This window comes from Mesorhizobium sp. M4A.F.Ca.ET.090.04.2.1 (assembly GCF_003999085.1).
GTDB lineage: Bacteria > Pseudomonadota > Alphaproteobacteria > Rhizobiales > Rhizobiaceae > Mesorhizobium.
In genome coordinates this window covers 1-10,879 of the sequence record NZ_RZOT01000168.1, presented here as the reverse complement: position 1 = coordinate 10,879, position 10,879 = coordinate 1, and the positions used below count along the sequence as shown (strand labels likewise).

10 protein-coding genes and 1 pseudogene are annotated in these 10,879 nt (G+C 65.4%); 9 read left to right on the top strand and 2 right to left on the bottom strand.

The window, feature by feature from the left end; genetic code table 11:
- The 5 genes and pseudogenes from EN781_RS14110 to EN781_RS14090 all read left to right on the top strand — a co-directional run.
- Positions 1-399: pseudogene (locus EN781_RS14110) on the top strand (RraA family protein); the annotation flags it as partial.
- Positions 392-1,402: a D-2-hydroxyacid dehydrogenase family protein gene (locus EN781_RS14105; RefSeq protein WP_210211266.1), complete on the top strand. Its 1,011-nt coding sequence runs from the start codon at positions 392-394 to the stop codon at positions 1,400-1,402. The pseudogene EN781_RS14110 and the gene EN781_RS14105, both read left to right, overlap by 8 nt.
- Before the next feature lies 1 nt (position 1,403).
- Positions 1,404-2,192 (top strand): SDR family oxidoreductase, encoded by a 789-nt coding sequence (locus EN781_RS14100; RefSeq protein WP_126058814.1) that lies wholly within the window; start codon positions 1,404-1,406, stop codon positions 2,190-2,192.
- A gap of 33 nt (positions 2,193-2,225) precedes the next feature.
- Positions 2,226-3,542, top strand: coding sequence for an MFS transporter (locus tag EN781_RS14095; protein WP_126058815.1), 1,317 nt, complete (start codon positions 2,226-2,228; stop codon positions 3,540-3,542).
- 81 nt (positions 3,543-3,623) lie between these two features.
- Positions 3,624-4,010, top strand: a complete 387-nt coding sequence (locus EN781_RS14090; protein ID WP_126058816.1) for a RidA family protein — start codon at positions 3,624-3,626, stop codon at positions 4,008-4,010.
- A 22-nt stretch (positions 4,011-4,032) separates the two neighbouring features.
- On the opposite strand, the gene EN781_RS14085 is transcribed toward EN781_RS14090, so the two are convergent.
- A complete protein-coding gene (locus EN781_RS14085) occupies positions 4,033-4,551 on the bottom strand; it encodes a MarR family transcriptional regulator (protein ID WP_126058817.1) in 519 nt (172 codons plus the stop codon).
- A 93-nt stretch (positions 4,552-4,644) separates the two neighbouring features.
- Here EN781_RS14085 and EN781_RS14080 point away from each other — a divergent pair, with 93 nt between their 5' ends.
- On the top strand, positions 4,645-6,111 hold the full coding sequence (locus EN781_RS14080) for an MFS transporter (protein WP_245455424.1): 1,467 nt from the start codon (positions 4,645-4,647) through the stop codon (positions 6,109-6,111).
- A 33-nt stretch (positions 6,112-6,144) separates the two neighbouring features.
- Here EN781_RS14080 and EN781_RS14075 read toward each other — a convergent pair whose 3' ends face one another.
- The gene (locus EN781_RS14075; protein WP_126058818.1) at positions 6,145-7,305 is read right to left on the bottom strand and encodes an FAD-binding oxidoreductase; all 1,161 of its coding nucleotides are present in this window, start codon (positions 7,303-7,305) and stop codon (positions 6,145-6,147) included.
- Between the two features lie 110 nt (positions 7,306-7,415).
- Here EN781_RS14075 and EN781_RS14070 point away from each other — a divergent pair, with 110 nt between their 5' ends.
- The 3 genes from EN781_RS14070 to EN781_RS14060 form a co-directional block, all read left to right on the top strand.
- The gene (locus tag EN781_RS14070; RefSeq protein WP_126058819.1) at positions 7,416-8,321 is read left to right on the top strand and encodes a LysR family transcriptional regulator; all 906 of its coding nucleotides are present in this window, start codon (positions 7,416-7,418) and stop codon (positions 8,319-8,321) included.
- A gap of 90 nt (positions 8,322-8,411) precedes the next feature.
- Positions 8,412-10,490: a hydantoinase/oxoprolinase family protein gene (locus EN781_RS14065; RefSeq protein ID WP_127400072.1), complete on the top strand. Its 2,079-nt coding sequence runs from the start codon at positions 8,412-8,414 to the stop codon at positions 10,488-10,490.
- A 4-nt stretch (positions 10,491-10,494) separates the two neighbouring features.
- The coding region (locus tag EN781_RS14060) for a hydantoinase B/oxoprolinase family protein (protein WP_189347569.1) at positions 10,495-10,879 on the top strand (385 nt) is incomplete at its 3' end.

Here is a 10,879-nt window from a genome sequence, read left to right as displayed (position 1 = left end):
ATCGTCATAGACGGCGTCGCCGGCGTTTCCAACATGGGCGGGATTTCGGCCCAGACGGGAAAGAGGCAGGGGGAAGCCGGAGCAATCGTCTTCGGAGGGATTCGCGACCTCGGGCATTCGCGCCGGGTCGGATATCCGCTTTGGGCCACGGAGGTCACGCCGGCGACGGGCAAATGGCGTATCGAAACCGTGGAGATCAATGGCGACATCCAGATCGCCGGCATAAGGGTAGGGGCGGGCGACATCGTGGTCGCCGACGAAACCGGTGTCTGCTTCATCCCGATCGCGCGAGCCGCCGAGGTTCTCGCGAAAGCGTTGAAGAAGTCGGCGTTCGAAGAGGCAAAGTGCGAGGCGATCGACTCCGGCGTCGCCGTAGCGGACCTGCCCAGCAATGCGTAACGCGACAAGAAATTCATCGCGAAAACTGCGCGTCGCCATCATCAACGATTACCAGGACGTGGTTCGCACGCTGGATTGCTTTTCCAAGCTGGAGGGCCATGACGTCAGCATCTGGACCGACATCGTCGCGGATATCGACGTCCTGGCGGACCGGCTGTCCGATGCGGATGTGCTGGTACTGATGCGCGAGCGAACCCGGGTCGGTGAAGACCTGCTCTGCCGCCTGCCCAACCTGAAGCTCATCAGCCAGAACGGCCACATTCCCCACATCGATCTGGGCGCCTGCGACAGGCACGGCGTCATCGTTTCCTCCGCGGTCACAGCGCGCCCGTCCTATTCCACGGTTGAACTTACCTGGGGGTTGATCATCGCAGCGATGCGCAACATCCCGTTTGAAACCGCATCGCTGCGCCAGGGCCACTGGCAGACGACCATCGGGCTTGGTCTGAGGGGCCGTGTTCTCGGCATCTACGGTTTCGGCAGATTGGGCTCGATGGTCGCGCAGATCGGCAGGGCCTTCGGCATGGAGGTGCTGGTTTGGGGCCGCCAAGGCTCGCTTGCCCGCGCCCAGTCCGAGGGCTTCAAAACCGCTTCCGACAGGGCCACGTTGTTCAGGCTGTCGGATGTTCTCAGTTTGCACCTGCGGCTGACTGCCGAGACCGCCGGTGCGATCGGTCCTGATGACCTGGCCCTGATGAAGCCGACCGCATTGCTGGTGAACACCAGCCGCGCCGAATTGATTCAACCCGGAGCGCTGGTGGCGGCGCTGAAGAGCGGCAGCCCCGGAAAGGCCGCCATCGACGTCTTCGAACGCGAGCCGCTTACCGATGCGGCCGATGCCCTGCTCGGGCTTCCCAATGCGCTGTGCACGCCGCACCTCGGCTACGTTGAACGGGACAATTACGAATTCGCCTACGGCAACGCGTTTGACCAGATCGTCGCGTTCGCCGAGGGGAACCCGATCAACGTCCATAGTGTCCATGACCTGAGACAGGATCACTGAAATGAACCTCGAACTCGACGACAAGGTCGTCCTGATAACCGGCGGCAGCAAGGGAATAGGGCTGGCTTGCGCGCGCGCCTTCGCGAGGGAAGGTGCCCGCGTGGTGATCGTATCGCGCAGCCAGCAGAACCTGGACGCCGCAAAGGCGAAGCTTGCTGCCGATGGCCTGTCGGCGGCGAGTTTCGCCGCCGATCTGTCGGACGGGCTTGCCGCGAAGCAAATGGTCGCCATCGTCGAGGACCAGGTGGGCCCGATTGCGTCACTGGTCAATTCGGCTGGAGGCGCCAGGCGAGTTCCTCCCGACGAGCTGACGCCAGACAAGTGGCGCATTGCGATGGACGCCAAATTCTTCACCTACATGAACGTCATGGACTATGTCCTGCCTCTGATGGTGCAAAGGCAGGCCGGCACAGTCGTCAACATCGTCGGCACGGGCGGCAAAGTCGCCTCACCCATGCATCTGCCCGGCGGAGCCGCCAACGCAGCACTGATGCTCGCCTCGGCGGGGCTCGCGGCTGCCTGGGGGCCGGCGGGCGTGAGGGTCAACGTGCTCAATCCCGCCGCTACCATGACCGAACGTCTGCAATTGTCGCTCGAAGTGGAATCCAGGATGACCGGCAAGACGCCGGAAGAGCTGCTGCGGCTCAATGAGCAGCGGATACCGCTGCGGCGCTACGCACGGGCCGAAGAAGTGGCCGACGCCGCGCTTTTTCTCGCCAGCGCAAGATCCTCATACGTGACCGGCGCTTCGCTGACCATGGACGGAGGCCTCACACCATTGGTCGTTTAGCGGGCCGTCGCGAGGAAACTACGGGAGGAAGAAATGTTCACTTGGTACAAAGAGTTGACGGAGCGAGAGCGGAACACCTTCTGGGGCTGTTTTGCCGGCTGGGCCGTCGATGCGATGGATGCACAGCTCTTCAGCTTCGTGCTGCCAATTCTCATCGCGGCCTGGGGAATGTCGACGGCACAGGCTGGCTATCTGGCAACGGCAACGTTGCTCTCCGCGGCAATTGGAGGATGGGCCTGCGGCTACCTCGCTGACCGCTTTGGCCGGGCCCGCATCATGCAGCTCACGATCCTGTGGTTCTGCAGCTTCACCTTCCTTGCTGGTTTCGCGCAGGATTTTCAGCAGCTGATGTTCCTGCGCATCCTGCAGGGGCTGGGCTTCGGCGGCGAGTGGGCCGCCGGCGCGGTTCTCATGGGCGAGATCATCCGCGCCGAGCATCGCGGCAAGGCCGTCGGAACGGTCCAGAGCGGCTTCGGCGTTGGATGGAGCGCGGCCGCCATATTGGCAGGATTGGTCCTGGCGTATTTTCCCCAGGACTATGGATGGCGTGTTCTGTTGATGATTGGCGTCCTTCCTGGCCTTCTGGTTCTCTATCTGCGCCGTAAGCTCGAGGAGCCGGAGATCTTCGTCAGAACGCGCGAGCTCGTCGAGAAGACCGGAAATCGTCCGGGATTGGGCGCGATCTTCCAGCCGGAAACATTGCCGACAACGGTGCTCTCGTCGTTGCTTGCATTCGGCGTGATTGGTGTCGGTGGCGCGATCGTCAACTGGCTGCCGACCTTCATGAAGACGGTGCGCGAGCTGTCGCCGGGCGCCTCGGGATATTATGTCTTCGTGGTGACCGGCGGTTCGTTCTTCGGATTCCTGGCGAGCGCATATCTGGCCGATCGCCTGGGCCGGCGGCGGACGTTCCAGCTGTTTCTGCTGTGCTCCTGGTCGATCACCATCGCCTATATGTTCCTGCCGCTCTCGGGTTGGCCGCTGATTGTCCTCGGCGCGCCGTTCGGCTTCTTCACGATCGGAAACTATGCTGCGCTGGGGCCATTCTTCACCGAGCTTTTCCCCTCCGCCATTCGCGCGAGCGGTCAGAGCTTCGCCTATAATTTCGGTAAGGCGGCCGGCGCGGCGGCTGTGTCGATGATCGGGATACTGGCGCAGCATATAGGCCTGGCGGAGGCCATCGGCCTGGTCGCACTGCTGGGCTACAGCATCGCGTTTGCCGCAACCCTCATGCTGCCTGAGACGCGCGGAGTTCAACTGACCTCCAGCTATGAGCCTTCCGCGCTGCGTTCCGATATCGGTGCCGCTTCGCCGCAGGGCCAGACCCCGGCCTTGCGCGCGAGACGATAGCCGTGCGGATGCACACGCGGGCGCCGGGATCGCAAGATACCAATCGTTTCATCGAACACACCTCGCGAGGTCAGCAAAGCGATGCGCAAGAGCATATCGGTAAAGGGACTGAGCCACCGGCATCCAGTTCCCAATGCCTGCCGGATCGGCAGCATGGTGTTTTCGGGAGCGGTTCATGCCGTGAACCCGATCACGCACGATTTGCCGTCCGAAATGGCGGATCAGTCGGCCAACCTATTTGCCAACATGCGTGCCATCATCGAGGCCGCCGGCGGCAGCGTGGAGAACATCGTCAAGGTGGACATCTATCTCCGCGACAGCGGCGACCGGAATGCCGTGAACGAAGAATGGCTGCGAATGTTTCCCAATCCCGAGTCACGGCCGGCACGACATGTTCAACCGCTGCCGCCAGACAGTCCGTTCCTGGTGCAATCAGAATTCATCGCAGTTATCAAGGAAACTTCTTGATCTCGGCACAAGAGCCTGGGGGCTAAATGTCGTGCCGGCGGACCGGGTCTCGCACCGGCTTGTCGCTGACGTTTGGCCGCGTCGCGGTGAGGCCAGCTTCAATAGTCTTGAGAAGCGCGACCGCGGCGTCGAGACCGGCGGTATCGCCTCCGGCGGCGGCGGAGACGGCGGAGCCCCATTCCTTGCGCACCAAGGCATAGTTTTCCGCTCCGCGTCGCGTGCGGTGGACACTCACGCCGCGGCGGTCTTGCGGATCGACATGCCGCTCGATCAGCCCCTTTGTTTCCAGATCTCGCAGCACCGGCGACACATTGGTGCGCTGCAGGCCGGTCGCGGCCGCGATCTGGCTGGGCGTGGCCGAGGCGTGCAGGACGAGGTGGCGCATCACCATGCCCTCCGACTGCGACAGCTGCACGGCGCGCTCGTCGCTGTAGCCCCGGAACTGGATCTCACGCGCAACGATCAGGATGAGGTCGGCCAGGTCGGCCCAGCGGACCGTCAAGGGGCGAGCTTTGCGGGCGGTAGAATCGTCTTTGGTCATGGAAGTGGAGTTTACAGACCGCGCGCGAATATGTATATAACCATAATGATTATATAAACATAACTATCGTCATATAAGTATATGGAGACTCCCGTGACCCATCCGACATCTGCCGGTCCTGTCCGGCATTCCGCGCGGTCGATGGCCCGCGCCGGCGGGCTGCATGACCTTGGCGTGCATGTGCTCCTCGCCGGCGCCTTCCTGCCGATCGCCGATTTCTTCATCGTCAATGTGGCGCTGCCGACGATCCAGGCCTCGCTCAAGGCGACGCCGGCGGCGCTTGAGCTGGTGGTGTCGGTGTATGGCGTGGCCTATGCGGCGATGCTGGTGCTGGGCGGCCGGCTCGGCGACCGTTTCGGCCGCCACAGAGTGTTTCTCGCAGGGCTTGCCGGCTTTATCCTGGCGTCGCTCGCCTGCGGCTTGGCGCCGACCATCAATGCGCTGATCGCGGCCCGGCTGCTCCAGGGCGCGACGGCGGCGATGCTGGTGCCGCAGGTGCTGGCGACCTTCCAGGCGACCTTGCCGGGAGAGCGCAAGACAAGGGCGATCGCGCTTTACGGCGCGACCTCGGGCATTGCCGCGATTGTCGGCCAGCTCGCCGGCGGGCTGCTGGTCAGCGCCGACCTGTTCGGCACCTCCTGGCGGCCGATCTTTCTCGTCAACATCCCGCTCGGCATCATCGTCTTCTTCGCTTCCCGGCTGGTCGTGCCGGCCAACCGCTCGCCGCATCCGGCCGGCATCGACCTGCCCGGCACCGTGCTGTTCGCGGCGACGTTGACGGCCCTGCTGGTGCCGCTGACCGAAGGCCATTCGCTCGGCTGGCCGGCTTGGACCAAGGCGATGCTGGCCGCCGCCGTGATGCTCGCAATGCTCACCGCCATGATCGAGAAGGCCACGGAAGCGCGGGGCGTGGTGCCGCTTCTGCCGCCCTCGCTGCTCAGCCTGCCCTCGATGGCGCGCGGGCTTGCCATGGTCACCGTGTTCAGCGTCGGCTTTGGCGCCTTCATGTTCGTCTTCGCGCTCACCGTCCAGAACGGGCTCGGCGCCAACGCGCTGCAAAGCGGATTGGCCATCCTGCCGATGGCAATCATGTTCTTCATAGGCTCGGTGGTTAGCCCGCGCGTGATCGGGCGCTTCGGCCGCGCCGCGCTGGCGGCGGGCGGCATCGTCCAGGCGCTCGGCCTGGGATTGCTGATCGGCATCACGCTAGCCGGCTGGCCGAGGGTCAGCCTGGTTGAACTGGCGCCGGCCCTGGTGCTGATCGGCGCCGGCCAGTCGATGCTGTTTTCAGGCCTGTTCCGCGCCGTTCTGGGCGACGTTCCCTCCCATCTTGCCGGCGTCGGCAGCGGTGTGCTGATCACGCTGCAGCAGTCCGGCCTGGCGCTCGGCGTCGCGACGCTCGGCACGCTCTATCTGGCGTTGGAACCAACGGGCATCGCGCAGGCCTTCGCCACCGTCATCGCCAGCCAGCTTCTGATCATTGTTGCGCTGGTGCTGTGCATCGGGCTGCTGCCTCGGTTCAACAAGCACCAAGGACATGCTCAGCCAGTGGAGCTGTGACCCTAAAACAGCGTCGAAGCCGCTACCGTCCGCTCAGGCTGCAGGGCAATCGGTGGTCGTCGATTCCTTGCTGCTTCTCCAGGCGCGGCTGAAGCGGTCGACTCTGAAATCGTCCAGCGGCGTTTCGCAACGGCCGGTCGTGATGAGTTCGGCCATGGCGTCGCCGACGCCCGGACCGAGTTGGAAGCCGTGTCCGCAGAAGCCGAAGGCGTGGAACAGGCCCGGCGTCGTCGCCGAGCATCCCATGACCGGCAGCATATCCCGCACATAGCCCTCGCAGCCGGACCAGGTGCGGATGACCGCGACCTTTGCGATTGCCGGCAGTAGCCGTGCGACGGCGCGCAACTGTAACGGCAGGCGCATGGGGTCGGCTTTTGCATGGCCGGGTTCGAGGTCCACCGGCGCCCTTTCGGCCGCGCCGCCGAAGACGATGTTGCCGCGCTCGACCTGGCGCAGATAGGCGCCGTACTCCTTGTCGCGGGTCCAGATGCCGACTACGGGGAGAATTCTGTGCGGCAGCGGCTCGGTCACGCCCATCTGCGGGCCGCGGGCGTCGAGCGGGACCTCTTCGCCGAACTGCGCGGCGATGCGCGCGCCCCAGGCGCCGGCGGCATTCAGCAAACACTCGGCGGCGAACGCCCCTTTTGAACTGGCGACGACGAAGCCGGAGCCATTGCTGCTGATCCTCTCGACCTCGGCTTCCTCGATGATTTCCGCGCCCAGCCCGCGGGCTGCCTCGGCAAAGGCTGGCGCGATCAGCCGCGGATTGCCACTGCCGTCCCGCGGCGAGAACGACGCCGCGATCGCGTCGTGGCCGAGGCCGGGAAAGCGGGCACGGATCTGGCGCGGGGTCAGTTCCTCCAGATCGAGCCCCCAGGGCCGCGCGGCTTGAGCATAGGCCCGCATGTCGGCGAGACCGCCCTTATCGAAGATCAGCCGGAGGTGTCCGGTGGCGCGGAACTCCACGTCACGGCCAAGCATCCTATCGGCCTCGCCCCAGAGCCTGAGCGAGCGGTGGGCCAGCGGCAGCTGGGACAGATGGCGCCCGCTGCGGCGGATGTTGCCGAAGGAGGCGACGGTTGCCCCGGTGCCGATTCGGTTGCGCTCGATCAGCGTCACGCGCGCGCCGCGCCTGGCCAGGAAATAGGCCGAAGCCGTCCCCATCAGGCCGCCGCCCAGCACGATCACATCCATAGCGGCCCCTTGCAAACAGTGCCCGAATTCTGACGGATCTTGTCGGCGCCGCGCCGATGCGTCAAAGATGGGTTTGGACGCAAACCATAAGCTTGACCTATGGAGTGGCAATGCGGGCGCGGCAGCTCGAAGTGTTCATCGCAGTCATGCGCGCCGGCACCGTGACCGCCGCGGCGCGGATGCTGAACATCTCCCAGCCTGCGCTCAGCCAGATCCTGCTCCACACCGAGGACGAACTTGGCTTCACGCTGTTCGAGCGCGTCAAGGGACGGCTGCGGCCGACGCCGGACGCGCTTGAGATTTTCGCCGATGCCGAAAGGCTGTCGGCGGGGCTGGAGGGCCTGCGGCGCAAGACCACCGACCTGCGCCTGGGTCGGGCTGGCCTCGTACGTGTCGCGGCCTCGCCGCCGCCGGCCATGGCGATATTGCCGCGCGCTTTCACCAGTTTCGGCGCGCAGCATCCAGGCATTCTGCTGCGTTCCCACATGGCGCCGATCGCAGCCATCGTCGACATGCTGCGCGCCGGCGACGCCAGCCTGGGCGTCGCCTTGGACGACCGCCTGCCTCCCGATATCGAGGCGGAGGTGATCGGCAGTGTAGGCTTCGCCTGCCTGCTGCCGGCCGGGCATCCGTTGGCCAGGAAAACCGAGTTGACGCTCGCCGATCTTGCCGGAGAGGAGCTGATATCCTATCGCGGAAACACCCGTCCGGCAGACGAACTCGCCCACGCATCCCGCGCGCAGGGCGTGGCGCTTTCGCCCTCGCTCGAGATCGACGTCTCCATCTCCGCCGTCGGCTTCGTCCAGGCTGGTCTCGGCATCGCACTCGTCGACGCCCTGCTGCCTTGGCAGCAGTTTGCCGGGCTTGCCGTCAGGCCGCTGGCGGCGGGGCCGGAATTTCCGATCGCGCTGCTCACCTCGCGCACACGCGCCCTTGCACGGGCCGATGAGATGATGCGCGACCAGATCCGCGCCGCTTGCTCCGCCGTTCTGGGCGGCGGCAGGGCAAAGGCATAAGCAAGCCTTATATGTTTGCCCATCTTCCATCTTGGACCCGGACCGGCCAGCCGTGCCAGCTTTCTGCAGGCAGACAGGAAGGGACGAACCATGGATGGGGTCATCATTGGGGATGAGGCGCAAGGCGGAGCCGACTGGAAGGTCGGCGTCGATATCGGCGGGACATTCATCGATTTCTGCGCGCTCGAAGCAAACTCCGGACGCGTCGCCTCGCTGAAAGTGCTGACGACGCCGGAGGACCCGGGCGCCGAGCTGATGACGGGTCTCACCCTTCTGGGCGAACGCGAAGGTTTCGATCCGACCCATATGACGCGCTTCGTGCACGGCACGACTGTCGGCATCAACACCATCATCCAGCGCAAGGGCGCGCCACTGGCGCTGTTCACCAATGCCGGCTTCGAGGACGTCATCGAGCTGGCGCGGCTTCGCATGCCGGACATGTATTCGCTGTTCTGCGCGCGGCCGGATCCGCTGATCCCGCGCGACATGGTGTTCGGCATTCCGGCCCGCATGCGTGCCGATGGAAGCGAATCCGAGGCACCGGACATGGCGGCGGTGGAGCGTGCGGTGACGGCGGCAAAAGCGAACGGGGCGCAGGGGATTATCGTGTCCTTCCTCCATGCCTGGCGCAACTCCGCGCAGGAAGCCTCGGTGAAGGCGGCGATCACCCGTCTTGCGTTCGACCTGTTCGTCTTCACCTCGGCCGAGGTTTGGCCGGTCATCCGCGAATATGAGCGCAGCTCGACCGCCATCCTCAACGGCTATGTTCATCCACGCGTCTCTGGCTACCTGACGGCGCTGGAAGAGCGGCTGAAGCGTCGTGGCGTGCCGGCCCGGCCGATGCTGACCAAGTCGAATGGCGGGCTCATGAACGCCGCCGAAGGCAAGCGCGCCTGCGTCAACATGCTTTTGTCGGGAACGGCCTCAGGCGTCATCGGCGCCTCGTGGCTGGCGCGCCAGGGGGGCGAAGACAAGGTGCTGACCCTCGACATCGGCGGCACCTCGGCCGACTTCGCGCTGATCATCGGCGGCGAGGCGCAGTTCGGCACCGGCGAGCTGATCGGCGAATTTCCGCTCCACATCCCCTCCGTGTCGGTGAGCTCGATCGGCGTCGGCGGCGGCTCGATCGCCAGCGTCGATGCGCAGGGCGTGCTGCGCGTCGGACCGGAATCGGCGGGTTCGACGCCGGGGCCGGCATGCTACGGCCGTGGCGGCACGCAGGCGACGGTCACGGACGCCATGGTGGTGTGCGGATGGCTCGGTCACAGCGAGATGGCCTATGGCCAGCTCCGGATCGATACCGGGCTGGCGCATAGCGCGGTCGGCGAGCTTGCCGCCCGGCTCGGCCGCCCGGTCGAGCAGACCGCGCAGGCGATCCTCGACATCGCGGTGTCGGAGATGTTCGTCGAGGTCGAAAAGCTGGCCTCGCGCGCCGGCGTCGACCTGCGAGAATTCACGCTCATGCCCTTCGGCGGCGGCGGCCCGATGCTCGGCGCCTTCCTTGCCCGCGAACTCGGCATGAAACGTGTCATGGCGCCGCGCCGCCCCGGCGTGGTGTCGGCGCTGGGCGGGCTGGTGGCGGACCTGCGCGGGGATTTCATACGCACCATCTTCAGCCCGCTGACGGCTGCGTCGCTCCCCGAGATTCGCGAGGCCTTCGATGCTCTCGCGCAAGAGGGGCGTGACTGGCTCGCGGCGCAGGGGCACGACGCGGCGGCTGAGCTCACTCTCTCCTGCGACATGCGCTATCTCGGCCAGAGCTATGAGATCGAGGTCGTCCTTTCACCGCAATGGCTGGCGGGCGCCAACCCGGAGGCAATCAAGCAGGCCTTCCACCGCACTCATGAGCAGCTCTACGATTTTCACGACCCCGTGGGCGAGATCGAGCTTGTGAACGTGCGGCTGTCCGCCATAGGCGCGGGGCCGAAACTCTCCTTCCCGGAGACAGACGAGATCGGCGCCGCCGCCATCCCGGCGCGCCGGCTCCCTGTCTACACCGGCGTGAGCGTCGAGACCGTCGACCTCCACCAGCGGCAGACCCTGGTGCCGGGCAGCACCTTCCGAGGGCCTGCCGTGGTCGTGCAGGAAGACACCACCTTCGCCATTCCCGCGGGAGCGCAGGCGCGCGTCGACCGCCACCTCAACCTTCTGCTGACCTTCGCGGAGTGACGCCATGTTTGACCGGACAAACCTTCAGGTTCTGGCGAACCACGCCCGCGCGGCCGCCGAAAACATGGCCCACACGCTGCACCGCACCGCGCACTCCGCCTTCGTCAAGGAGACGCAGGATTTCACCGTGATGCTGATGGACTGTGCGGGGGCGACCTTCGCCGTGCCGATGGAACTCGGCGCCACGTGGTATCCCGGACTTTCCTACCACCGCGCGATCGCGATGGTCGACGACTACCGACCTGGAGACGTCGCCTTCACCAACGATCCCTATTCGGGCCATGTCGCCACGCACGCACCCGACACGCATCTGTGGAAGCCGGTCTTCGTCGACGGCGAGATCGTCGCCTGGACCGGAGGTCACATCCACAACACCGACATGGGCGGGG

What these genes read in the sequence shown, in the direction of transcription:
- EN781_RS14105 (WP_210211266.1), top strand. Translation starts at nt 392, where the DNA reads ATGCGTAACGCGACAAGAAATTCATCGCGAAAACTGCGCGTCGCCATC.
- EN781_RS14100 (WP_126058814.1), top strand. Translation starts at nt 1,404, where the DNA reads ATGAACCTCGAACTCGACGACAAGGTCGTCCTGATAACCGGCGGCAGC.
- EN781_RS14095 (WP_126058815.1), top strand. Translation starts at nt 2,226, where the DNA reads ATGTTCACTTGGTACAAAGAGTTGACGGAGCGAGAGCGGAACACCTTC.
- EN781_RS14090 (WP_126058816.1), top strand. Translation starts at nt 3,624, where the DNA reads ATGCGCAAGAGCATATCGGTAAAGGGACTGAGCCACCGGCATCCAGTT.
- EN781_RS14085 (WP_126058817.1), bottom strand. Translation starts at nt 4,551, where the DNA reads ATGACCAAAGACGATTCTACCGCCCGCAAAGCTCGCCCCTTGACGGTC.
- EN781_RS14075 (WP_126058818.1), bottom strand. Translation starts at nt 7,305, where the DNA reads ATGGATGTGATCGTGCTGGGCGGCGGCCTGATGGGGACGGCTTCGGCC.
- EN781_RS14070 (WP_126058819.1), top strand. Translation starts at nt 7,416, where the DNA reads ATGCGGGCGCGGCAGCTCGAAGTGTTCATCGCAGTCATGCGCGCCGGC.
- EN781_RS14065 (WP_127400072.1), top strand. Translation starts at nt 8,412, where the DNA reads ATGGATGGGGTCATCATTGGGGATGAGGCGCAAGGCGGAGCCGACTGG.